Annotated in this window: 25 protein-coding genes; 13 read left to right on the top strand and 12 right to left on the bottom strand. The window is 61.5% G+C overall.

The annotated features are described in order from the left end of the window. Positions 1 to 111: 111 nt before the first annotated feature. The 3 genes from lon to clpP form a co-directional block, all read right to left on the bottom strand. Entirely contained in the window at positions 112 to 2532 is a 2421-nt protein-coding gene (gene lon, locus J2857_RS18225; protein WP_210011480.1) for an endopeptidase La, read from the bottom strand. Positions 2533 to 2935: 403 nt separating this feature from the next. Further along, the gene (gene clpX / locus J2857_RS18220; protein WP_007753415.1) at positions 2936 to 4213 is read right to left on the bottom strand and encodes an ATP-dependent Clp protease ATP-binding subunit ClpX; all 1278 of its coding nucleotides are present in this window, start codon (positions 4211 to 4213) and stop codon (positions 2936 to 2938) included. Positions 4214 to 4498: 285 nt separating this feature from the next. Beyond that, positions 4499 to 5131, bottom strand: coding sequence for an ATP-dependent Clp endopeptidase proteolytic subunit ClpP (clpP, locus tag J2857_RS18215; RefSeq protein WP_210011479.1), 633 nt, complete (start codon positions 5129 to 5131; stop codon positions 4499 to 4501). A 362-nt stretch (positions 5132 to 5493) separates the two neighbouring features. Here clpP and J2857_RS31415 point away from each other — a divergent pair, with 362 nt between their 5' ends. Continuing rightward, complete coding sequence (locus tag J2857_RS31415; RefSeq protein ID WP_210011478.1) at positions 5494 to 6744, top strand: GGDEF domain-containing protein; 1251 nt, start codon at positions 5494 to 5496, stop codon at positions 6742 to 6744. A 135-nt stretch (positions 6745 to 6879) separates the two neighbouring features. Continuing rightward, entirely contained in the window at positions 6880 to 8598 is a 1719-nt protein-coding gene (ggt, locus tag J2857_RS18205; protein ID WP_210011726.1) for a gamma-glutamyltransferase, read from the top strand. Here the strand turns inward: ggt and J2857_RS18200 are convergent, their stop codons facing one another. After that, a complete protein-coding gene (locus tag J2857_RS18200) occupies positions 8599 to 9420 on the bottom strand; it encodes a hypothetical protein (protein WP_210011477.1) in 822 nt (273 codons plus the stop codon). Between the two features lie 115 nt (positions 9421 to 9535). Here J2857_RS18200 and J2857_RS18195 point away from each other — a divergent pair, with 115 nt between their 5' ends. Next, positions 9536 to 10783, top strand: coding sequence for a cytochrome P450 (locus tag J2857_RS18195; RefSeq protein ID WP_210011476.1), 1248 nt, complete (start codon positions 9536 to 9538; stop codon positions 10781 to 10783). A gap of 120 nt (positions 10784 to 10903) precedes the next feature. On the opposite strand, the gene J2857_RS18190 is transcribed toward J2857_RS18195, so the two are convergent. Then, a complete protein-coding gene (locus tag J2857_RS18190) occupies positions 10904 to 11713 on the bottom strand; it encodes an SDR family NAD(P)-dependent oxidoreductase (protein WP_210011475.1) in 810 nt (269 codons plus the stop codon). Positions 11714 to 11898: 185 nt separating this feature from the next. Here J2857_RS18190 and J2857_RS18185 point away from each other — a divergent pair, with 185 nt between their 5' ends. Further along, positions 11899 to 12387, top strand: a complete 489-nt coding sequence (locus tag J2857_RS18185; RefSeq protein WP_210011474.1) for a MarR family winged helix-turn-helix transcriptional regulator — start codon at positions 11899 to 11901, stop codon at positions 12385 to 12387. Positions 12388 to 12407: 20 nt separating this feature from the next. Here the strand turns inward: J2857_RS18185 and J2857_RS18180 are convergent, their stop codons facing one another. After that, a complete protein-coding gene (locus J2857_RS18180; RefSeq protein WP_210011473.1) occupies positions 12408 to 12752 on the bottom strand; it encodes a cupin domain-containing protein in 345 nt (114 codons plus the stop codon). A gap of 81 nt (positions 12753 to 12833) precedes the next feature. Continuing rightward, positions 12834 to 14117, bottom strand: coding sequence for an O-acetylhomoserine aminocarboxypropyltransferase (locus J2857_RS18175; protein ID WP_210011472.1), 1284 nt, complete (start codon positions 14115 to 14117; stop codon positions 12834 to 12836). Between the two features lie 125 nt (positions 14118 to 14242). On the opposite strand from J2857_RS18175, the gene J2857_RS18170 reads away from it, so the two are divergent. Beyond that, positions 14243 to 14668 carry a DUF6455 family protein gene (locus J2857_RS18170; RefSeq protein ID WP_210011471.1) on the top strand — a complete coding sequence of 142 codons (426 nt, stop codon included), beginning with the start codon at positions 14243 to 14245 and terminating at the stop codon, positions 14666 to 14668. Positions 14669 to 14688: 20 nt separating this feature from the next. Here the strand turns inward: J2857_RS18170 and J2857_RS18165 are convergent, their stop codons facing one another. After that, the gene (locus J2857_RS18165; RefSeq protein WP_210011470.1) at positions 14689 to 15117 is read right to left on the bottom strand and encodes a CoA-binding protein; all 429 of its coding nucleotides are present in this window, start codon (positions 15115 to 15117) and stop codon (positions 14689 to 14691) included. 87 nt (positions 15118 to 15204) lie between these two features. On the opposite strand from J2857_RS18165, the gene J2857_RS18160 reads away from it, so the two are divergent. Next, positions 15205 to 15555, top strand: a complete 351-nt coding sequence (locus J2857_RS18160; protein ID WP_210011469.1) for a hypothetical protein — start codon at positions 15205 to 15207, stop codon at positions 15553 to 15555. Positions 15556 to 15719: 164 nt separating this feature from the next. On the opposite strand, the gene J2857_RS18155 is transcribed toward J2857_RS18160, so the two are convergent. Continuing rightward, positions 15720 to 16277, bottom strand: coding sequence for a hypothetical protein (locus J2857_RS18155; RefSeq protein WP_210011468.1), 558 nt, complete (start codon positions 16275 to 16277; stop codon positions 15720 to 15722). Positions 16278 to 16354: 77 nt separating this feature from the next. On the opposite strand from J2857_RS18155, the gene rplM reads away from it, so the two are divergent. Together rplM and rpsI are read left to right on the top strand one after the other, a co-directional pair. Further along, entirely contained in the window at positions 16355 to 16819 is a 465-nt protein-coding gene (rplM, locus tag J2857_RS18150; protein WP_210011467.1) for a 50S ribosomal protein L13, read from the top strand. A 2-nt stretch (positions 16820 to 16821) separates the two neighbouring features. After that, positions 16822 to 17289, top strand: a complete 468-nt coding sequence (gene rpsI, locus J2857_RS18145) for a 30S ribosomal protein S9 (protein WP_037080614.1) — start codon at positions 16822 to 16824, stop codon at positions 17287 to 17289. A gap of 78 nt (positions 17290 to 17367) precedes the next feature. Here the strand turns inward: rpsI and J2857_RS18140 are convergent, their stop codons facing one another. Then, entirely contained in the window at positions 17368 to 17829 is a 462-nt protein-coding gene (locus J2857_RS18140) for an Lrp/AsnC family transcriptional regulator (protein ID WP_210011466.1), read from the bottom strand. Between the two features lie 152 nt (positions 17830 to 17981). Here J2857_RS18140 and J2857_RS18135 point away from each other — a divergent pair, with 152 nt between their 5' ends. The 4 genes from J2857_RS18135 to J2857_RS18120 all read left to right on the top strand — a co-directional run bounded on the left by J2857_RS18135 (position 17982) and on the right by J2857_RS18120 (position 21648). After that, positions 17982 to 18773, top strand: a complete 792-nt coding sequence (locus J2857_RS18135; protein ID WP_210011465.1) for a phenylalanine 4-monooxygenase — start codon at positions 17982 to 17984, stop codon at positions 18771 to 18773. Positions 18774 to 18852: 79 nt separating this feature from the next. Further along, positions 18853 to 19812, top strand: a complete 960-nt coding sequence (speB, locus tag J2857_RS18130) for an agmatinase (RefSeq protein ID WP_210011464.1) — start codon at positions 18853 to 18855, stop codon at positions 19810 to 19812. Between the two features lie 64 nt (positions 19813 to 19876). Further along, positions 19877 to 20809: an N-acetyl-gamma-glutamyl-phosphate reductase gene (gene argC / locus J2857_RS18125; protein ID WP_210011463.1), complete on the top strand. Its 933-nt coding sequence runs from the start codon at positions 19877 to 19879 to the stop codon at positions 20807 to 20809. Further along, positions 20809 to 21648 carry an aminoglycoside phosphotransferase family protein gene (locus tag J2857_RS18120; protein ID WP_210011462.1) on the top strand — a complete coding sequence of 280 codons (840 nt, stop codon included), beginning with the start codon at positions 20809 to 20811 and terminating at the stop codon, positions 21646 to 21648. Before argC ends, J2857_RS18120 begins: the two co-directional genes overlap by 1 nt. Here J2857_RS18120 and J2857_RS18115 read toward each other — a convergent pair. Next, positions 21645 to 22052, bottom strand: a complete 408-nt coding sequence (locus J2857_RS18115; protein WP_210011461.1) for a DoxX family protein — start codon at positions 22050 to 22052, stop codon at positions 21645 to 21647. The two genes, J2857_RS18120 and J2857_RS18115, sit on opposite strands and share 4 nt — an antisense overlap. Positions 22053 to 22210: 158 nt before the next feature. Beyond that, entirely contained in the window at positions 22211 to 23311 is a 1101-nt protein-coding gene (locus tag J2857_RS18110; RefSeq protein WP_210011460.1) for a COX15/CtaA family protein, read from the bottom strand. Positions 23312 to 23454: 143 nt separating this feature from the next. Between J2857_RS18110 and J2857_RS18105 the strand changes: the two genes are divergently transcribed. Beyond that, positions 23455 to 23667, top strand: a complete 213-nt coding sequence (locus tag J2857_RS18105; RefSeq protein ID WP_210011459.1) for a DUF2842 domain-containing protein — start codon at positions 23455 to 23457, stop codon at positions 23665 to 23667. The last annotated feature ends 94 nt before the right edge of the window (positions 23668 to 23761 follow it).

Below are 23761 nucleotides of genomic sequence, written 5' to 3'. Positions count from 1 at the left end.
CGCAATCGCCTGAAAAACAAGGGGTACGCGTTATTTTTCACAAAAAAAGCCGGCGTTGTGCCGGCTTTTTTCATTGCTGGTGCCAATTTGGCATAACCAAAAGGCTAACGATCAGTGCGCTACAGGCACGCCCGCGTCGTCAACGCCATCGACCGTGGTGATCAGCGGCGTTTCCACCGTGCCATCCCATTCGATCGCTTCCGGCTGGCGGACGAGCGCGTGACGGATCACCTCGCCCATGCGGGAAACCGGAATGATTTCCATGTTGTTCTTCACGTTGTCCGGAATCTCGGCCAGATCCTTGGCGTTTTCTTCCGGGATCAGAACGGTCTTGATGTTGCCGCGAAGGGCGGCAAGCAGCTTTTCCTTAAGGCCGCCGATCGGCAGCACGCGACCGCGAAGGGTGATCTCGCCCGTCATCGCCACGTCCTTGCGGACCGGAATGCCGGTCATGATCGAGACGATCGCGGTTGCCATGCCGACGCCGGCCGACGGGCCGTCCTTCGGGGTCGCCCCTTCGGGAACGTGGACGTGGATGTCCGACTTGTCGAAGCGCGGCGGTTCGATGCCGAAATCCACGGCTCTGCTGCGGACATAGGACGCCGCCGCAGAGATGGATTCCTTCATGACTTCCTTCAGGTTGCCGGTGACCGTCATGCGGCCCTTGCCCGGCATCATCACGCCTTCGATCGTCAGCAGCTCGCCGCCGACTTCCGTCCATGCGAGACCCGTGACCACGCCGACCTGATCCTCGCCCTCGGCTTCGCCATGGCGGAACCGCGGAACGCCCAGATAGTCAGAGATGTTGGCCGCGGTGATCGCAACCGACTTGGTCTTGCCCTTGATGATCTCGGTGACCGCCTTGCGGGCGAGCTTCATCAGTTCACGCTCGTAGTTACGAACGCCGGCCTCGCGGGTGTACTGCTGGCTGATCGCCATCAGCGCATCGTCGGTGACCGAGAATTCGTTCGGCTGCAGGGCATGTTCCTTGATCGCCTTCGGCAGAAGGTGACGCTTGGCGATCTCGCGCTTCTCATCCTCGGTGTAACCGGCGATGCGGATGATTTCCATACGGTCCATCAGCGGCGCCGGGATGTTCAGCGTGTTCGCCGTGGTGATGAACATCACGTCGGACAGGTCGTATTCGACTTCCAGGTAGTGGTCCATGAAGGTCGAGTTCTGCGCCGGATCCAGCACTTCGAGCAGGGCCGAAGACGGGTCGCCGCGGAAATCCATGCCCATCTTGTCGATTTCGTCGAGCAGGAAGAGCGGGTTGGATTTCTTGGCCTTCTTCATCGACTGGATGACCTTGCCGGGCATCGAGCCGATATAAGTGCGGCGGTGACCGCGGATTTCGGCTTCGTCACGGACGCCGCCGAGCGCCATGCGGACATATTCGCGGCCGGTCGCCTTGGCGATCGACTGGGCGAGCGAGGTCTTGCCGACGCCCGGAGGGCCGACGAGGCACAGGATCGGACCCTTGATCTTGGTCGCGCGGGCCTGCACGGCCAGATACTCGACGATGCGTTCCTTGACCTTGTCCAAGCCGAAATGATCCGCTTCGAGGATCTTCTCGGCGTTGTTGAGGTCGGCCTTGACCTTCGACTTCTTGGCCCACGGAATGCCGAGCAGCCAGTCGAGATAGTTGCGCACGACCGTGGCTTCCGCCGACATCGGGCTCATCTGCTTGAGCTTCTTCAGCTCGGCATCGGCCTTTTCCTTGGCTTCCTTGGACAGCTTGGTCTTGGCGATGCGCTCTTCCAGTTCGGCCATCTCGTCGCGGCCTTCCTCGCCGTCGCCGAGCTCCTTCTGGATCGCCTTCATCTGTTCGTTGAGGTAGTACTCGCGCTGGGTCTTCTCCATCTGGCGCTTGACGCGCGAGCGGATGCGCTTCTCGACCTGCAGGACGGAGATCTCGCCTTCCATGAAGCCGAGTGCCTTTTCGAGGCGGAGCTTGACGCTGACCGTCTCGAGCATTTCCTGCTTTTCGGTGATCTTGATCGACAGATGCGACGCAACCGTATCGGCCAGCTTCGAATAGTCCTCGATCTGACTTGCGGCGCCCACCACTTCCGGCGAGATCTTCTTGTTGAGCTTCACGTAGTTTTCAAATTCGGAAACCACGGAGCGCGACAGGGCTTCGACCTCGACCGCATCCTCGTCGGGTTCGGCAAGAACGCTCGCCGTCGCCTCGTAGAACTCTTCACGGTCGGTATAGCCGTCGATCTTGGCGCGCGAGCGGCCTTCGACCAGAACCTTGACTGTGCCGTCCGGCAGCTTCAGGAGCTGCAGCACATTGGCGACCGTGCCGACCTTGTAGATTGCCGAGGGTTCGGGATCGTCGTCGCCGGCATTGATCTGGGTGACCAGCATGATCTGCTTGTCGGAACCCATGACCTCTTCGAGCGCACGAATGGACTTCTCCCGTCCGACGAACAAAGGCACGATCATATGCGGAAACACCACAATGTCGCGCAACGGCAGGACCGGATAGGTTTCACCGCCGGGTGCTGCAGACGTTGAATTCGTCATTTCATTTCCTTTCATCGTCCCGTTTCCGGGATACGTCCCGGGCAAATCACCCGGGCACTTCACTCTCGCCCAAAGTGGAGTTTTCGAAATTTGATTTCAAGCCTTGCAAGGCCGCCGCCGCATGGGATTGTGACAGGGGTATTACAAAGCGTGCGCACACTACGCCACGCGGAACGCCAAAGGACACGGGACGCGACTGACTAAAGACCGTTACCTGCGATCACATGCAGGCGAAGCAGTCCAAGTGTCGATGATCTTCCCGCACCGTCTCTAATGCAAGACGAATATGGTGCAATTCTTCGCGAGGCAAAAATGGTGGAAAAATCAAAATAGACAAGGCTATCCACCAACATAAAAAAGAGGCCCCGAAAGGGCCTCTTCAGGGTGCTGGACAACGACCGGATCAGGCCGAAACGTTCGCCTTTTCATCCTGCCGGTCGGCATAGATGTAGAGCGGCCGGGCGTTTCCACGCACGACGTCGTCCGAGATGACCACTTCGCGCACGCCTTCGAGCGTCGGCAGCTCGAACATGGTGTCGAGAAGAATCTTCTCCATGATCGAACGCAGGCCGCGGGCGCCGGTCTTGCGGGTGATCGCCCGCTTGGCGATCTCGCGCAGCGCATCCTCGTGGAAGGTCAGATCGACGTCTTCCATCTCGAACAGGCGCTGGTACTGCTTGATCAGCGCGTTCTTCGGCTCGGAGAGGATCTGGATCAGCGCATCCTCGTCGAGGTCTTCAAGGGTCGCCAGAACCGGCAGACGGCCGATGAATTCCGGGATGAGGCCGAACTTGACCAGGTCTTCCGGCTCCAGTTCGCGCAGCACTTCGCCGACGCGACGGTCTTCCGCCGACTTGACGGAGGCGCCGAAGCCGATCGAGGTCTTTTCGCCGCGGGCCGAGATGATCTTGTCGAGACCTGCAAAGGCGCCGCCGCAGATGAACAGGATGTTCGTCGTGTCGACCTGCAGGAATTCCTGCTGCGGATGCTTGCGGCCGCCCTGCGGCGGAACCGAGGCAACCGTGCCTTCCATGATCTTCAGAAGCGCCTGCTGCACGCCCTCGCCCGACACGTCACGGGTGATCGACGGGTTGTCGGACTTGCGGGAGATCTTGTCGACTTCGTCGATATAGACGATGCCGCGCTGGGCGCGTTCGACATTGTAGTCTGCTGCCTGCAGGAGCTTCAGGATGATGTTTTCGACGTCCTCGCCGACATAGCCGGCTTCGGTCAGCGTCGTGGCATCGGCCATCGTGAAGGGGACGTCGATGATGCGGGCGAGCGTCTGGGCAAGATAGGTCTTGCCGCAGCCGGTCGGGCCGACCAGCATGATGTTCGACTTGGCAAGCTCGACATCGCCGCCCTTGGAGGCGTGCGCCAGGCGCTTGTAATGGTTATGAACCGCGACCGACAGGATGCGCTTGGCCTGCTTCTGGCCGATGACGTATTCGTCGAGGACCTTGATGATGTCCTGAGGCGTGGGAACGCCGTCGCGGGACTTGACCATCGAGGTCTTGTTCTCTTCGCGGATGATGTCCATGCACAGTTCGACGCATTCATCGCAGATGAAGACGGTCGGTCCGGCAATCAGCTTCCGGACTTCGTGCTGGCTCTTTCCGCAGAAAGAGCAATATAGGGTATTCTTGGAGTCGCCGCCGTTGCTGCCGCTGACTTTGCTCATATCACTTTCCTTCCAGCACTCCGCACTCACGTCAAAACGGGCGCGGTCCACTCTACCGCTTGCCGGCGCGCGCCCGACGGGCCTTGCGCGCCTGCCTTGCCTTAAGGGTACTCTACCGATCCTGCGCACATCATGCGGGATCAGCGGCAACGAAACCCCTAAGAAACGAATGCTATGTCACAAAAGTTCAACACAGCATTAATAAGTACTAATAGCGCTTTCCGTGCGACTTGAAACCCCTTTTTGCTCACATCGGGGTGAGGTGCACGGGTCGCGCCATCAGACTCAGTCTGCGGAGCCACCTTCCATTTCCTGACGCGATGTCAGGATCTTGTCGATGACGCCCCAATCCTGGGCTTCGTCGGCCGTCATGAAGTGGTCGCGGTCGAGGGTCTTTTCGACTTCCTCGTAGGTGCGGCCGGTGTGCTTCACGTAGACCTCGTTAAGACGTCTTTTCATCTTCAATATGTCACGGGCATGGCGCTCGATATCGGACGCCTGGCCCTGGAAGCCGCCGGAGGGCTGGTGCACCATGATGCGCGAGTTAGGGGTTGCAAAGCGCATGCCCTTCTCGCCGGCGCACAGGAGCAGCGAGCCCATGGAGGCGGCCTGGCCGATGCAGAGCGTCGAAACCGCCGGCTTGATGAACTGCATCGTGTCGTAGATCGCCATGCCGGCGGTCACGACGCCGCCGGGCGAATTGATGTAGAGGGCGATTTCCTTCTTCGGGTTTTCCGCTTCGAGGAAGAGAAGCTGGGCGCAGATCAGCGACGCCATATAGTCTTCGACGGGGCCTGTCAGGAAGATGATGCGCTCTTTCAGAAGACGCGAATAGATGTCGTAGGAGCGCTCACCGCGGTTGGTCTGTTCGACGACCATCGGCACCAAGGCCATTGCGGTATCAACTGGATTTCTCATGTCCGTCCTTTGTCAAGCACTTGCCGAAGGCGGATAGGCGCTCCGGAATCAAATGGAATGGGTCATCCCTACATAGAGTGTCAACGCCCGGTACTTCAAGACGGAGCATCCGATATCCTTAACTGCCCGGGGATGCGCGAGGCTGACCGCTATTACGATTCTTCTCGGATCACAGCCGGCAGAGGCGCCGTTTTGCCTGATGGCACAGGTTTTTGCGCGATCAGGGTAAAGCAGGCGTGAATATCGTCTCGAAAATTCCGCCGCGACCGGCCAAACCCAGGATTTTCTGCGATCCGTGCAACGTCGTCTTAAAGACTGCGTGGCATTCTTGCCGCGCTCGACATCGAGTATGGGAGTTTCGGGTGGATATTTTAACGGGCCTGATGATCTGGGCGGCGGAAGCGCTGACGCTCGCCGTCCTCCTGTGCTCACGCTGGTATTACGAACGGGACCGCTTCTATTTGAGCTGGGGCAGCGGCTTTGCGCTGCACGGCATCGGTGTCGTGCTGGTCACGTTGCGCGGCGATATCCCCGATTTCATCTCCATCCAGATCGCCAATACGCTGGTACTCGCCGGTGTCGGCCTGTGGATCGCAGGCCTCCTGCAGTTCGACCGGAAGCCCGTTGAAGCCTACATCGCCATCCCGGCACTTCTTTGGGTGGCCGGCATGTTCCTTTATCCGATACGCGAGAACTTCGCCTATCGGGTGGCCCTTCACAACGGCGCGACCATGGTCGGCCATGCGATCATGATCTATATCCTTCTGAGCAACGACAGCGCGTCGAAGATAACGCGACGGGTGCTGTCGGTATTCCTCGCCATACAATTTTGCGCGAACGGCGTCGTCGCCGTTCTGGTGGTTGCCGGCGAGGCGAAAACCATCGGCGTTTCACCGCACTCCGCCTGGCTGCTCTTCCCGGCGGCAATCTGTTTCATCGCCAGCATCATGACCGGTGCAAAGCTGCTGACCGAGCGGTCGGAACACAAACTCAAGACGCTTGCCGTCACCGACCCCTTGACCGGCGTTCTCAACCGGCGCGGCTTGATCGACCAGTTCCATGCCTTGAAGAAGCTCGAGAACGAGCAGAAGCCGCTGATCGCGCTCCTGCATTTCGACCTCGACAACTTCAAGCAGATCAATGACCGCTGCGGCCATCAGGCCGGCGATTCGGTGCTGATCGCCTTTTCGCAGGTCGGCCAGACTTCGCTGCGCGGCCGCGGCTTCTTCGGTCGCATGGGCGGCGAGGAATTCGCCTCCATCCTGCGCGTCGCCGACATGATCGAGGCCGCGAGCATCGCCGAGGCGATCCGCCTGACGCTCAAGCGCCAGACCATCGACGCGGGCGAGCATAGTATCACGGTCACCGTCAGTGCCGGCATCGCGCTCGCGCCAGCCGAAACCGCCGACCTCGACCTTCTACTCAGTGCCGCGGACCGGGCGCTCTATACCGCAAAGGAGAGCGGTCGTGATCGCACCGCGATCGATACCGGCACCGAGGCCTCGGTCGTCCCGGCCGTCGACCGACAGGGTGAGGACGAGGCACCGGCCGACGTGCGTGCCAGCCACCAGGTCGCAGCTCTCAAACGCCTGGCATCGCTCGGCAAGCGCTGACGTGCTCTTGTCCTCTTCGTCCTGAAACCCACATTCGTCCGCAGGGATAAACGCGGAGGGTGCATCATGCGGGCAGGATTTTCGGGGATCGGACTTTTCGCGGGCATTTTTCTTTCCTCGCTGCTTTCCGTCTCGATGTTTTCGGCCGGTACAGCGCTTGCGCAGCAGGCGTCCGATACCGTTGCGCCGGAGCGGGCAACGGGGTTCACGTCCGCCAAGCGCGTCGAGACGAAAAATTTCATGGTCGCCGCCGCCAATCCGCTGGCGGCCGAAGCCGGGCGCGACGTGATCGCCAGCGGCGGCAATGCGATCGACGCCCTGATCGCCGTGCAGACCGTGCTCGGCCTTGTCGAGCCGCAGAGCTCAGGCCTCGGCGGCGGCTCCTTCCTCGTCTATTACGATGCGGCGTCCAACAAGCTCACCACCTTCGACGGCCGCGAGACGGCGCCGATGGAGGCAACGCCGAAACTTTTTCTCGATGCACAGGGCCAGCCGCTGAAATTCATGGATGCGGTGGTCGGCGGCCGTTCGGTCGGCACGCCAGGCACCGTGCGCCTCCTCTCCGAAGTCCATAAGCGCTACGGCAAGGCCGACTGGGCGAGCCTGTTCGAACGGGCGGAGAAGCTTGCCACCGACGGCTTCCAGGTCTCTCCCCGTCTGGCTTCGCTGATCGCCGGCGAGGGTGACCGGCTGAAGAAATACGACGGTCCGAGGGGTTACTTCTACGACCCATCCGGCGCGCCGCTGAAGGCCGGTACCGTGCTCAGAAACCCTGCCTATGCGGAAACGCTGAAGGCGATTGCGACCGGCGGCGCTGATGCCTTCTACAAGGGGCCGATCGCCGAGGCAATCGTCAAGACGGTGCGCGAAGCGCCGGGCAATCCCGGTGTCCTGTCGCTCGCCGATCTGGCCAATTACCGCATCAAGGAACGCGAGCCGGTCTGCGCCGCCTACCGGGCGCTGGACGTCTGCGGCATGGGTCCGCCCTCCTCCGGCGCGGTGGCGATCGGCCAGATGCTCGGCGTGATCGAGAATTTCGACATCAAGGGCTTCGGCCCCCGCAACGCCGACAGCTGGCGGATCATCGGCGACGCGCAGCGCCTCGCCTTTTCCGACCGCGAGCGCTACCTCGCCGACCCGGATTTCCAGCCCTTGCCGATCAAGGGCCTGTTGAAGAAGGACTATCTCGGCAAGCGCGCCGCCCTGCTTGACGGCACCAAAGCTCTTGTCTCCGACCAGGTGAAGGCCGGCGAGCCGGAATGGGACCATGCGCTGCTGTTCGGCCGCGATGCGGCGATCGAGATGCCTTCCACCAGCCATTTCGTCATCGTCGACGAAGAGGGCAATGTCGTGTCGATGACTACGACGATCGAAAGCGGTTTCGGCTCGCGGCTGATGACCAACGGCTTCCTGCTCAACAACGAGCTCACCGACTTCTCCTTCAAGACCCATGACGGCAGTTTGCCTGTGGCCAACCGCGTCGAGCCGGGCAAGCGGCCGCGTTCCTCGATGGCGCCGACGATCGTGATGAAGGAGGGCAAGCCGCTGCTCGCGATCGGTTCGCCCGGCGGCAGCCAGATCATCGGTTACGTCGCCCAGGCGCTGATCGCCTATATCGACTGGGGCATGCCGGTAGAGCAGATCGTCGCCCAGCCGCATTTCATCAACCGGTTCGGACCTTACGAGATCGAGGCGGGCACCGAGGCCGAAAAGCTTGCCGAACCATTGAAGGCGCTGGGTTACGAGGTGAAGCCGGGCGAGATGAATTCCGGCCTGCACGCGATCGAGATCACCGCGAACGGACTTGCCGGCAGTGCGGACCCGCGCCGCGAGGGCGTGGCGGTCGGTGAGTGATCAATCGGCGCCGTAAACGAGCGCTGTCTTCGTCCTGCCTTTCTGATCGACGAACGGCGAACCGCTGAGCACGGTCATCGCCGTCCAGGCATTGCGGACCACCTTGGCATCCGCCTCGCCGTCATCGAGGGGAAAACGAAAGCTGAATTCGGCGGCGATCGGCTCCAGCGCCTCGTCCTCCTTCCACCAGAGGATCAACGCGCATTCGGCTTTCACCTTTTTCGAGAAGCCCAGCCAGCCATCCTCGAAGACGTGCTCGATCACTTTCAAACCCGAAACGGTCTCAACCTTTTCCTTCAGCGGCGGCAGCGACCCGCCGTCGAGTTTCTCGAAAGGAGCGAGGCAGGCGCCAACGGTCGGGAGTTTTTTCCGGGGGCCGATCCCGGCCTCGACGGAGCGGCTGAAAAGCGCCCAGAAGCCCGGCATTCCGGATCGCGGAACCGCCTTGACGTCCTCTTCGAACTTGCCCCGTCCGCGCCCCTCCCGCAGCCGGAACGCCTGTGCCCCAGCGAGCAGGCGGTCGCCATGGCGGAATTTCAGCGTCGCATTCCAGTCGCCCTTGCCGGCGACCGGCCGTCGCAACCGGAAAACGAGGTCCGACCGCTCGTAGAGGGCCTTGTCCGGCGTATCCAGGAAAAACACGTTTCGCTGCTTGTCCGGATCCAACAGATCCAGCTTGCCCCTTGCCTCGATCCCGGCGTCACCCAGCCGACTGCCGGTGTCCGTCCAGAAATCCGCGGCCCTCGAACGGCAGGCGGCTTCGTCGCCGGCAAACTCCTGCGCGTGCAGCATCAGCTTGTATTCGCGAGACGACAGCTTCATCCATTCCCTCCCCAAGGCCGCAGCATCCCTTGCATCACCGACCATGAGCGCAATCTTGAATTGCGTCAAATCGGCCCACTTTTCCCACCCGCCGAAATTCGCTAGGTCTCCAGGCATGACCATTCTGCCCGATTTCCTCCGCATCGATCCCGAAACCCGCCGCGTCTCGCTCGACGGTCGCGACCCGGCCTTCTACGGCGACCCGAATCGCGTCTACTCGCTCCTCCACGAACATTGTCCGACCTTCTATTGGGAAGAGCAGCGGCAGTGGTTCTTCACCGGCTACGACCATGTGAACGGCCTGTTGCGTGACCGGCGGTTCGGACGCCAGATCCTGCATATCGCCAGCCGCGAGGAACTCGGGCTTCCCGAACCCCTGCCGCATCTCGAAAACTTCGATCTCGCCGAGCGGTATTCGCTGCTGGAGCTCGAACCACCTGAACACACGCGGCTCCGCACGCTCGTCAACCGCGCCTTCGTCTCCCGCCATATCGAACGGCTCCGGCCGGAGATCGCAGAACTTGCCGAAAGGCTGATCGACGGGTTCGAGGGCCAAGGCGAGACGGAATTGCTTTCCTCCTTCGCCGACATCATTCCGGTGACGATGATCGCCCGGATGATCGGCATTCCGGACGAGATGGGGCCGCAGCTTCTCAAATGGTCGCACGCTTATGTCGGCATGTACATGTTCAAGCGGACCGAGGCGGATGAGCATGCCGCCGACCGCGCGGCCAAGGAATTCGCGGATTACGTCAAGGGCCTGATCGCCGAGCGCCGCCGGGAGCCGCTCGAAGACCTCCTCACCCACATGATCCACACGGAGCACAAGGGCCAGTATCTCACCGACGACGAGCTGGTCTCGACCACCATCGTGCTGCTCAATGCCGGCCACGAGGCGACGGTGCACCAGATCGGCAATTCGGTGCGGGTGATCCTGGAGAGCGGCATTCCGCCAGCAGACCTTTTCCGCGACGAGGCGGCGACCGAGCGGACGGTCGAGGAGACGCTGCGCATCTGTGCGCCGGTGCACATCTTCCAGCGCTGGGCGCTCGAGGATGTCCAGATCGACGGGCTCGATTTCAAACACGGCGACAAGGTGAGCCTCATCCTTGCCGCCGCCAATCTCGATCCGAAGAAATTCTCCGACCCGCTGGCCTTCAGGCCCGATCGGCAGGAGGTGCCAAACCTCTCCTTCGGCGCCGGTATCCATTTCTGCATCGGCGCACCGCTTGCAAGGCTGGAACTCAACACCGTGCTGCCGATCCTCTTCCGGCGGCTGCCCGGAATGCGGATCGCCACGCCGCCGGTGGTCAAGGACGTCTACCATTTCCACGGGCTGGAGCGGCTGGATCTGGCTTGGTGAGCGGCATAGAAACGGCTTATCGGCAGCGAATCAAAACGGTCGCGTAAACCGCTGAAAACAATGCAAAGAACCACCGCGCAACTGCGGACGCATGCCGCAGTTGCGCATCGATTGTCGCGATCAAGCCTTAGCGGCAACGCCGTACCGGGCCGCCGGCTTGTTGAGCGACAGGTAGGGACGCAGCTGGCCTCGGGCGGCCGTGTAAGTGTCATAAAGCTGCGTATCGGCGAGCGACGGCATGGTGACGAGTTCGCCGCGGTCGAGACCGGCAAGCGCCGCATCGACGAGGTCGCCCACTTCCATGACCGTATTCGGGTCGAGACCATCCATCGAGCCGCCGACGCGATCGAAGATTTCGGTGCGGGTATAGCCCGGCAGGACTGCCTGGATCGTGACGCCGGTGTCCTTCAGCTCGGAAGCCAGCGCTTCCGTCAGAGCAAGCACGAAGGCCTTGCTGGCGGCATAGGTGCCGCTGAAGAATTCTGCGGCGAGTGCGACGGCAGAGGCGATGTTGACGATGGCGCCCTTACCCCGGGCGGCGAAGGCCTGGGCTGCCACAACGGCGAGACGATTGGCGGCGGTGACGTTGAGATCGACCATCTGGTCGAGATAATCCGGATCGGCCTTCAGCAGCGGACCCTTCGGGCCGATACCGGCATTGTTGACGAAGAGCGTGATCGAATCGTCCTCGCGCAGGCGCTTGTCGACCACGACCACATCGGCACGCTGGCTGAGGTCGGCGCGCAGCACGTCTGCCTTGATGCCATGTTCGCTCGCCAGTCGGCCGGCAAGCGCCTTCAGGCGATCCGCGTCGCGGGCGACCAGGACGAGGTCATAGCCGCGCTTGGCGAGCTTTTCCGCATAGGTCGCGCCGATGCCCGACGACGCGCCGGTCACGAGTGCGGTTCCGAGTTTCGAGGTATTGGTCATGGTCCATCTCCTTTGGTTTTGGCTGGGATTCTGGCCGGCGTTTCCGGCATCTGGAATTTACTGGTATATGCCACTATATATGAAAGGCACGATTTGAAGCTGCAAGGGGCGGCCGCAAATTTTTCATCGGAGTGGAAGGGCCAGCCAAAAGCGGGCATTGTCCCGCGACAGGATCGGAACAAGACATGACGGACAAAGACAAGCAGGACAGGCAGGGGCAGAACGAAGACGGCGTCTGGCTTCACTGCAGCAATACCGCAGTGCGCCGCGCCTCGCGGCATCTCGGCCAGCTCTATGAGGATGCGATGGGCGATACAGGCCTCAAGGGAACGCAGTTTTCGCTGCTGTCGCAGATCGCCAGATCCAACGAACCCACGTTGAAAAACCTCGCGGAGGCGATGGTCATGGACCTCTCGGCGCTCGGCCATACGCTGAAGCCGCTGATCCGCGACGGGCTGGTGGAACTGGTTCCCGACGCCCAGGACCGTCGCGCCAAGCGCGTCCGCCTGACGGACGCCGCCGCAGCCATGCAACGCGACCTCACCGCCCGCTGGCAGATCGCCCAGAACCGTTTCGACAAGGCTTTCGGCAAGGAGAGATCGGAAGAACTGCGGCGGACGCTGGCGTTCATTTCGTCCGATGAATTCGCGAAGGTCTTTAAGCGGGATGACTGAAAGGTCGGCGGCCCCCGCCCTCAGACCCTGATCACATAGTCCTTGCGAGTCGTTTCAACGACTTCCCAGGTTCCCTTGAAGCCGGGTCTGAGGATCATGCTGTCGCCGGCCTTGAGGTGGACCGGCTCGCCACCCTCTTCGGTGACGATCGAACGGCCGGAGAGGATGTGGAAATATTCCCACTCCTCATACACGATCCGCCACTTACCGGGCGTCGCTTCCCAGATGCCGGCATAGAGCCCGCCGTCGGCTTCCTCGACGTTCCAGGTGCGGAATGTCGGGGTGCCGGAGACCAGCCTGTCCGGTGCCGGGGCGCCCTCTTCCGGCGCGATGGGCGAGAGGTCGAATTTGATCCAGGCGCTCATTGTTGGGTCCCCTTTGCCACCGGCTTCCGGCGGACGATTGACGGCGGATTCGTCGCCTCACCAGCGCTGTTATCCCTTCTCTCAGATCTTCGACAAGGCCTGATCGAGGTCGGCGATGATGTCGGCGGCATCCTCGATGCCGATCGACAGGCGCACCACGTCCGGCCCGGCGCCGGCGGCGATCTGCTGTTCTTCGCTCAGCTGCCGGTGCGTCGTCGAAGCCGGATGGATGACCAGCGAACGGGTATCGCCGATATTGGCGAGGTGGGAGAAGAGCTGCAGGCTTTCGACCAGCGTCTTGCCCGCCTCGTAGCCGCCCGTGACGCCGAAGGTGAAGACCGAGCCGGCGCCCTTCGGCGAATATCGCATCTGCAGGGTGTGGTTCGGGTCGTCTTCGAGGCCGGAATAGCTGACCCAGGCGACCTTCGGATGCGCCTTCAGCCATTTCGCGACAGCGGCGGCATTGTCGCAATGTTTCTGCATCCTGAGCGGCAGCGTCTCGATGCCGGTCAGGATCATGAAGGCGTTGAAGGGCGAGATCGCAGGCCCGATATCGCGCAGGCCCAGCACCCGGCAGGCGATGGCAAAGCCGATATTGCCGAAAGCCTGGTACAGGACGATGCCGCCATATTCCGGGCGCGGCTCCGAGAGCATCGGATAATTGCCCGATTTCGACCAGTTGAACGTGCCCCCGTCAACGATCACGCCGCCCATGGAATTGCCGTGGCCGCCCATGAACTTGGTCAGCGAATGGATGACGATATCCGCGCCGTGTTCGAGCGGGCGGACGAGATAGGGGGTCGCCATCGTGTTATCGACGATCAGCGGAATGCCGCGTCTTTGCGCAACCTCGGCAATCGCCGCGATGTCCACGAACGTGCCGGCGGGATTGGCGAGGCTCTCGATGAAGATCGCCCGGGTACGCTCGTCGATGCCGGCCTCGAAGCTCGCCGGATCGTCGGTATCGGCCCAGCGCACCTGCCAGTCGAAGTTCCTGAACGCATTGCCGAACTGGTTGATCGAGCCGCCATAGAGCTTTCGCGCCGCGATGAAATTGTCGCCGGGCTGCATGATCGTGTGAAATGTCAGCATCTGCGCCGCATGGCCGGAGGCGACCGCGAGCGCCGCGGTGCCGCCCTCGAGCGCCGCCACCCGCTCCTCCAGCACCGCCTGGGTAGGGTTCATGATGCGGGTGTAGATATTGCCGAACTGCTGCAGGCCGAAAAGGGCAGCGGCGTGGTCCGCGTCGTTGAAGACGAAAGACGTCGTCTGATAGATCGGCGTCGCCCGCGCCCCTGTTGTCGGATCGGGCTGCGCGCCCGCATGCACGGCCAGCGTCGAAAACCCCGGATTGAGTGTCGGCATTTTAGTCCCTCCCCTTGAAATGGCGCTCGCTTTGATGGCGCTGCAACAGACCCCGGCGGTTGATCACGATCAAGGTACATCGTTCTCCAGAACCTATCCTCCCAGGAAATAGAGAGGAGTTCACAATGGGCAACACGATCTCTACCCCGGAAAATCTTACCGGCAGGCTGAAGCGCTGGTGTTCCGCCACATGGGCGGCGATCAACGAGGCGAAGCTTCTCGCCAGCCTCGATGACGAGACCGTCAAGCTGTTGGCGCAGGACAACGCCTTGTCGGAGCAGGAACTGCGCGAACTGATCGCCAAAGGCCCGCATGCGGCCGACGAGATGCTGGCGCTGATGAAGCTGCTCAACATCGATCCGGAGGAAGCCAGACTGGAGGATCCGGCGGAATTCCGAGACATGCACGTCACCTGTGTCCATTGCGGCGAGAAGACCCGCTGCCGGCGCGAACTTGCCGACGGCAGCGCCGCCGCCGACTTCGCGAGTTATTGCGGCAATGCCGAGCTGCTCGACGATATGTGCAGTCGACCGGAACTGCTCGCTAAATAACGCCGGCTTCGGTGGACGTCTCAGGCGACCAGGCGGGGATATTCGATCGCCGGGCAGCGGTCCATGACGACTTTGATGCCGGCGGCTTCCGCCTTTTCGGCAGCCTTGTCGTCACGCACGCTGAGCTGGCCCCAGATCACCTTCGGCCTGGTTTCGAGCCCGATCGCCTCGTCCACGACACTGTCCAGATATTCAGCGGCGCGAAAAACGTCGACCATGTCGACCGGCTGCGGCACGTCCGAAAGCGTCCTGTAGACCGTCTGGCCGAGGATCTGCTTGCCGGCCTGGCCGGGATTGACCGGAAACACCGTATAGCCTTTGGAGAGCAGGAACCCCATGACCCGGTTGCTTGGCCTGTCCGCATTCGGGGAGGCGCCGAGAAGCGCGATAGTCCTGGTGCCCTTCAGGATGTCGGCAATATAGGCATTGTCGTAATGGTCATGGTTCATGACGGTGGCTCCTGCAATAGTGTACCTCTGGCGGCGCACCGCTTCTGCGCTATGTAAGTCCGGGTCTCGTCAAAAGGGATGAGGATCATGAAAAAAATTCTCGGCTGTCTCGCAGTCATTGCCTCCGGCACCCTCCTCTCGGGCGAGCCGGCCGCCGCGATATCGCGCTACAATTCCACCGGCATGTCCTGCGCCGCCGTGCAGCGGGCGATCGGCCGGGAGGGCGCGGTGATCCTGCGTTATCCCTCCCGCAACAAGGCGCGGATGACACTCTACGACCGCTATGTCATCGACAGCGGCTACTGCGACGGCCATGAGTTCGCCGACCGGGTGACGGTACCGGCGGCCGATACGCCGAGCTGTCCCGTTCGGGCCTGCAAAAGAAGACCCGATCCGGAAGATTGTTTTCCTCTCCAGGCAGGCTGCCTGAGATTTTAGGCGGCTTCTTGAGTGAAAAATCGAGAATGCCCAGCATGCTGACGTTCTTCGAACGTTCAGATTAGATTCCCTCTTTGTACCTGCACATATTAGCACCATCTTATGGTTGAATTAGAGAACGCTACTAGATTTTGCTGAGGCGAACTTATTTCTCTGAACATTTGTCAGTTTTCCTCCGGATTGCGCATGCTGTTGAAATGTGAGCACGTGACAGCTATTCCGCGGCGACGGAATCCGCATAAAACCTTCAAAAAGCATGGACCTCGCCAATTCGGTTCCCACTCGCCACCTTTCTGCCTATACAACCTTTGATATACGCATAACAAGCAATAAGCACGATGGGTGGGCAACTCGCCCTGCCATCCCAACAGGTTTTTCCGGGCTTCCGACAGCCGTTCCCAAGCCCGATTTGCCGCGCGGCCGGATTCCGGCTCGCGGGTATAGGATGGGTTTTCTTTCCCATTAGAAGAGACAAAAAGATGGGGCCGCTCGTCTGGTTTGACAGCCGCGACGGGCTGGGCCAGCAATTTGGTATAACCTGCCTTCCATTTCGCTCGAAAAAGTGTGGTATCATAAAACCACATAGATAAGCTATTGATTTTGCTTGATCTATTTTTCAGCCCGACAAAACCGTCACCTTGACGCTTTCGGTCTCCCTCGATATAAGCCGCCCCAGATTGCGGACCCTCTCGGCCCGCTTTCTTTTTGCCGGCCTCGGCCAAGGCAATCCAAGCAACAAGAAACGCCCTGCATTCGAACCTTTCGAGTGTCACGGGTTCTAGATGAAAGAGTTAAAAACATGTCAACCTTCGTTCAGAAGCCCGCCGAGGTGGAGAAGAAGTGGGTGATCATCGATGCCGAAGGCCTCGTTGTCGGTCGCCTCGCCACCATCGTTGCAAACCGTCTCCGCGGCAAGCACAAGGCCACCTACACCCCGCATGTCGATGATGGCGACAACGTCATCATCATCAATGCGGAAAAGTGTGTCCTCACCGGCAAGAAATATTCCGACAAGACCTACTACTGGCACACCGGTTATCCGGGTGGCATCAAGGAGCGCACTGCGCGCCAGATCATCGAAGGCCGCTTCCCGGAGCGCGTCATCGAGAAGGCTGTCGAGCGCATGGTTCCCCGTGGTCCGCTCGGCCGTCGCCAGATGAAGAACCTGCGCGTCTACGCCGGTTCCAACCATCCCCATGAAGCACAGCAGCCGGTCGCTCTCGACGTGGCATCGCTGAACAGCAAGAACGTAAGGAGCGCCTGATAATGGCCGATCTTTCCTCCCTGAAGGACCTCGCGCCGGCTTCCGAAGCTGCCGCTCCGGTCTATGTCCGCAAGGTCGACAGCCTCGGCCGCTCCTACGCGACCGGCAAGCGCAAGAACGCCGTCGCCCGCGTCTGGGTCAAGGCCGGCACCGGCAAGATCACGGTCAACGGTCGTGACTTCTCGACCTACTTCGCCCGCCCGGTCCTGCAGATGATCCTGCAGCAGCCGGTCATCGCCGCTGCCCGCACCGGCCAGTTCGACATCGTCGCGACCGTCACCGGTGGCGGTCTCTCCGGTCAGGCCGGCGCCGTTCGTCACGGCGTTTCCAAGGCCCTCACCTATTTCGAGCCGGGCCTGCGCGGCGTGCTCAAGAAGGGTGGCTTCCTGACCCGCGACAGCCGTGTGGTCGAGCGTAAGAAGTACGGTAAGGCAAAGGCCCGCCGCTCCTTCCAGTTCTCCAAGCGTTAATCGCTTCTGGTTTCAGACTTTCAAAGGGCGGGGCTTCGGCTCCGCCTTTTTCGTTTGCGGACGTCCTTCACATTGGGCTCATATCGGCAGTTCGGTCGTCGATTTCAGCTCGCGCAGGACAAAGCTGGACACCACGTTGCGCACATGCGGGTTGCGCATCAGATGGCGGGTCATGAAAGCCTCATAGGCCTCGACATCCCGCGCCCTGATCTTCAGCATGTAGTCGAAGGTTCCAGAGAGCGCATAACATTCCATGATCTCCGGCCGGTCGCGCACGACCGCAGCAAAGGCCTCGATCGCCTCCTCGTGGTGATCCTCGAGCGTCACATGAGCGACGATGCAGAGCTTGAGGTCGAGCTTTGCCGGATCGAGAAGTGCCACCCGCTTGCGGATGACGCCTTCGGCCTCCAGTTCCTGGATCTTCCGCCAGGCGGTGCTTTGCGACATGCCGGCCTTCTCCGCCAGTTCGGCCAGCGACGAGCCATCCCCCGCCTGCACGAGCTGCAGAAGCTTGCGGGCGGCCTGCAGGTTTTCTTTCATGACGGCATCTCCTCCCGAAATATCCTCCCATTATCTACGCTCATTCCGGCAAAGCTGAAATGATTACCCGCGCTTTCGGAGATATAATGATGATCTGACAGCCGGCGGCTGGAGCACCCGGCTTTATTTCATCACCGAACGGGAGGGCGCTGATGGCCAAGCTAAGCACCTACACGGCAAACCTGCCGGATGCAGACGGCATCTACCGCTACACAAGCGAAGAAGACCTGATCTGGAGCGAGCTCTACCAGCGCCAGATGACGCTTCTGGCCGACAAGGCCTGCCGGGAATATCTGGACGGGGTCAAGGCGCTCGGGCTGAAGCCGGACAAGGTTCCCCAGCTTGGCGATGTGGACCGGCGCCTCAACGAGACAACCGGATTCGGCGTGGAGGGCGTACCCGCCCTCATTCCACCGTCGCGTTTCTACGAATTGCTGTCGCAGGGCAAGTTTCCGCTGGCGACCTTCATCCGACGCCGCGAACACATCGACTACATCGAGGAACCGGATATCTTCCATGAGGTCTTCGGCCACTGCCCGCTCCTCACCAACCGGAGTTATGCCCATTTCGTTCGCCGCTTCGGCGAAAAGGCCGTCGGGCTCGGGAAGGAATATTCCTGGCACCTGTTCCGGATCTTCTGGTTCACCGTCGAGTTCGGTCTGATCGAGACGCCGCAGGGACGCCGCTGCTTCGGCGCCGGCATCGTCTCCTCTCCCAACGAGACGCGGGCCGCTATGGAAGGCCGTGAGGCCGAATTCCGGCCCTTCGATCTGATGACGGTGCTCAGGACCCCCTATCGCATCGATATCGTCCAGCCGATCTACTACGTCATCGACAGCTTTGCGCAGCTGGAATCGATCATCGAGGAGGATATCGGCGCGCGCATCAGGGATGCCAAGGCGCTTGGGGATTTTCCACCGGTATTCGAAGCCAAGGCTTCCTGAACGGGGAATTTTCTCCCTCCGGCTTGCCTTGTCGGGCCTTATTGTCCAACGTCCCGCCACCTAACGATGGAGGGACGCCATGGCAGAAAAGTCGATCGACCATGCCTTCACTGCAAAGAACCTGACCTCGGCCGCAACCGACCCGACTTTTGCCGGTGCGCTGTCCTTCATGCGCCGCCGCTTCAGCAAGGATCTGGCGGGTGTCGATGCCGTCGTCTGGGGCATTCCCTTCGATGCCGCGACCTCCAACCGGCCCGGCGCCCGCTTCGGACCGCAGGCGATCCGGCGGGCGTCGGCGATCTTCGACAACGATCCGCAATATCCGTTCCGACGCGATCTCTTCGCCGAGATGGCCGTCATCGATTACGGCGACTGCCTGCTCGACTACGGCAACCACCAGAAGACCCCGGCTGCGATAGAGGCCCAGGCGAATGTCATTCTCGACAGCGCCGCCTTCCTGCTGACGCTCGGCGGCGACCACTATGTGACCTGGCCGCTGCTGAAAGCGCATACCGCCAGACACGGACCGATGGCGCTGGTGCAGTTCGACGCGCACCAGGACACGTGGCTCGACGACGAGGGACGGATCGACCACGGCTCCTTCGTGGCGCGGGCGGTACGGACCGGCATCATCGATCCCGCCCGGTCGATCCAGGTCGGCATCCGCACCCACGCGCCGGAAGATTTCGGGATCCGCCTCCTCTACGGCCATGAGGTCGAGGAGATGACGGCGGCCGAGATTGCCAAGGCGATCCTCGATCACGTCGGGGCAACGCCGGCCTATCTCACCTTCGACATCGACTGCCTCGATCCGGCCTTTGCGCCGGGCACCGGCACGCCGGTTGCCGGCGGGCCTTCGAGCGCGAAAATCCTCTCGGTCCTGCGCCAGCTTGGGCCGCTCGATATCCGCGGCGCCGATGTCGTCGAAGTGGCGCCGGCTTATGACCATGCGGATATCACCGCCATTGCGGGCGCGACGGTTGCAATGTATATGCTCGGACTTCGCGCGGAACGCCGCGCGGGCGCGTTAAATTTCTGAATCAACTTGCTGGTAAAATGAATCCGGCATCCAATCCAAGGCACTGATCTAACAGGACAAGACCATGACAGCGAAAATCTTCATCGATGGCGAACACGGCACCACGGGACTGCAGATCCGCACCCGCATGGCCGGCCGCCGCGACGTCGAACTGCTGTCGATCCCGGAAGCGGAGCGGCGCAACGCCGCCATGCGCGAGGATCTCCTGAACAGCGCCGATGTCGCCATCCTCTGCCTGCCGGACGATGCCTCGCGGGAAGCCGTGACCATGCTTGCCGGCAACAACAAGGTGCGGGTGATCGACACCTCGACCGCCTTCCGCGTCGATCCGTCCTGGGCCTATGGCTTTGCGGAAATGGACAAGGCGCAGGCGGACAAGATCAAGGCCTCGCGGCATGTCGCCAATCCGGGTTGCTATCCGACCGGCGCAATCGCCCTCATCCGGCCGCTGCGCGCCGCCGGCATCCTGCCCGACGGTTATCCGGTCACGGTCAACGCGGTCTCCGGTTATACCGGCGGCGGCAAGCAGCTGATCGGCCAGATGGAAGACCAGTCGCGTGAAGACGCGATCTCGGCCAACAATTTCCTCTACGGCCTGAACCTCAAGCACAAGCACGTGCCGGAGATGAAGATCCACGGCCAGCTCGACCGGGCGCCGATCTTCTCGCCGTCGGTCGGCCGTTTTGCGCAGGGCATGATCGTCCAGGTGCCGCTTTTCCTTGAAGATCTCAAGGAAGGCGCGACGATGGAAAGCATCCACAAGGTGCTGGTCGAGCATTATGCCGGCCAGGACATCGTTACCATCGTGCCGCTCGAAGAGAGCAAGGCCCTGCCGCGCGTCGATGCGGAAGAACTGGTCGATACCGACACGATGAAGCTCTTCGTGTTCGGCACGCCGGGCGGTGCGCATGTCAATCTCGTCGCCTTGCTCGACAACCTCGGCAAGGGCGCTTCGGGTGCTGCCGTCCAGAACATGGACCTGATGCTTTCGGCCTGATGGCGGGAAGCTTTTCCTTTCCTGACGACTGGCGGATCGAAACCGCCAGACAGATCGCTGATACCGTCGTCGGCACCGTCCTTGAAGTGACGCGTGCCGGCGGTGAGATCGATATCGTCAAGATCCTGAAACCCAAGGTGCTGGAAGACAGTCTTCGCGGGGCCGATTTCATGGCGTGGCGGGATGGCGTCGGCTGCATTCGGCTGATCGCGCGTACGGACGAACTCCTGCTGATGGAACATGCGGGCAAGGTGACACTGCGCGAGCATATGGAAACGCATGGCGACCGGGATGCGACCAGGATCGCGGCCGAGGTGCTGACGGAATATCATCGCCCGTTCGACATGGCTCCGCCCGCGAGCCTGATGCCGCTTTCCCGTTATTTCCAAAGCCTGTTCGAGAAGACCGAAGCAGACCGCCGCGACGGTGTTGCTAGCCCGTTCATCGAGGCGGCGGAATTGGCGGAGATGCTGATCGCCGATCAACGGGATATCAAGCCGCTGCATGGCGACCTGCACCACGAGAACATCATGCTCGGCCCGCGCGGCTGGCTGATCATCGATCCGGCTGGCCTCATCGGCGATGCAGCGCTCGACGTCGCCAACATGTTTTCCAATCCGCTCGACCGTTTCGACCTGACGCGCGACGAGGAGCGCATCGCGTCGATGGCTGGCGTGTTTGCCGAAACGCTGGGGCGGGACGTCCGTACCATCCTGCGTTATGCCTTCGCCTATGGCTGCCTCTCGGCCGCGTGGCATGACGAAGACGGCAATGCCAAGGACCGCGACGACGAGCTTGCGGTCGCCGCCGCGGTCCATAGCGTGTTGCGACAAGCTTAGGCGAATGTCCGCTTCAGGCCGAGATGGACGGCGAGCTTCTCGCCCGGGCCATGCACGGCGGCAAACAGGAGGCCGGCGAGGAAGGTGAAGTGGTCGACGAAGAAGCCGAACTCCGCCTGATTGGCTTCCCAATGGCTCGGACCATGAAAGGCGAAGGCCAGAAAGATGACATAGGCGCCGGCGAGCAAGGCGGCCTCCGAGAAGAACGCGCCGGTCAGGAATGCGATGGCCAGCCCCACCTCGAAGATCGCCGCAACCCAGGCGAGGAACAGCGGGAACGGAAATCCGGCGCCTGAGATGAAGCCGGCCGTCGCCTGCATGTCGAGAAACTTGAATACTGTCGCCATGACGAACAGGCCGCCGAAGATCAGCCTTGCGACGAGAATTGCGATTGTCTTTGCCATAACCCTGCCCTCTCCTTGGCCGAAGCCCTTTGAACTATGTCCCAAGGACGGGCGATGGCCACCACTTCCGACACGCGGCCGAAAATTTTTCTCGGAGAAAAGACAGGCGGGAATCGATCCGCCCGCTTAGGCAAGGTTTCCATTCAATAGGCCGGAGATCAGCTGCGCGTGACGATCGCGGTCTCAGGCGGATATTCGCCGACGAAACCGCGCCAATGGGCGACGGCAAAGCCGAGCACGATCAGGGCGACGGCCTGATGCGTCAGCGCCAGATCGAGCGGCACCTGCATGACGAGCGTCGAGATGCCGATGATCGCTTGAACCGTCACCAGCCCAAACAGCAGGACGGCACGGCGGGCATGGGTCGAGCCGGGAGCCAGCCGAAGCGAGGCGATCATGTGCACGAGGGTCGCCGCCCACAGAACATAGGCGCCGCAGCGATGGACGAACTGCACCGTCTTCGGGTTCTCGAAGAGATTGATCCACCAAGGCTGCTGGACGAAGAGATCGGCGGGGATAAGGGCACCGTCCATCAGTGGCCAGGTATTGTAGGAGAGGCCGGCATCGAGCCCGGCCACCAGCGCCCCGAGATAAATCTGGAAGAGGACAAGGAAGGCGATCCCGCCCGCTGCCCACTTGGATCTTGCGGTCGGCGGGAGGTCGCGGCTGTGCGGCGCCAGCCCGCGCATAATCCAGATGCAGGCGGCGAAGATCAGACAGGCGATGACCAGATGGGTGGCGAGCCGGTATTGCGAGACGCTGACCAGCTTGGTGAGGCCGGAGGACACCATCCACCAGCCGATGAACCCTTGGAAACTGCCGAGCGCCAGCAGGCCGACCAGCGGTCCGCGCAGTCGCTTTTCGATACGGCCGGTGAACCAGAAGAAGATCAGCGGCAGGGCGAAGACCATGCCGATCGAGCGGGCGAGGAACCGGTGCGCCCATTCCCACCAGAAGATCGACTTGAACTCCTGGACGGTCATGTCCTTGTTGATCTCCTGATATTGCGGAATGCGCTGGTAGAGGCGGAATTCCTCGTCCCATTCCGCAGCCGATAGCGGCGGGATGACGCCGTGGATCGGCTTCCATTCGGTGATCGACAGGCCGGAGCCGGTAAGCCGCGTCGCGCCGCCCACCAGGACCAGACAGAACAGCGTAAAAACGACGACGCCGAGCCAGATGCGCACGGCCTTGCGGTCGCGCTTGCGGCGCGTGGTATGGTTCAGGACATCGATGATTACAGCATCGGTTGCCGACATGGGTATGCTCCTGTCGCTCAAGCCAAAGGGACGCGGCACATGGCAAGCATCCATCAAGCATTTCGCGTTGCTTTGCCCCATCAACCCATGCAAAACAAGCCCCGGCGCTTTGCGGCATGCGGTCGCGGATAGGAGAAGACGTCTTGGTCCCGCGTTTGAGAAGTTTCATCGGCACCATCCTGATCATCATTCTGGTGATCTTCTATGCGCTTGCCGCGACGACCTTCGCGACGCTGCTGCTTGGCACCGCGCCCTGGTGGGTGCATTTCCTCTACTTCCTGATCAGCGGCCTCCTCTGGATCCTGCCGGCCATGCTGATCATCAAATGGATGGCCGGGCCACGGCCGAAACCTTGAACGGTTTTACCGGCGGTTAACCAGCGGCAACGGTTTCGCGGGGCTCAAGCCCGGCGGTAAACCGATTTTTGGTGCCCTCCCCCTATCTTGCCGG

Origin of the sequence: Neorhizobium galegae (assembly GCF_017877055.1) — a bacterium.
Classification (GTDB): Bacteria; Pseudomonadota; Alphaproteobacteria; order Rhizobiales; family Rhizobiaceae; genus Neorhizobium; species Neorhizobium galegae_D.
This window is presented reverse-complemented; position numbering and strand designations above follow the sequence as displayed.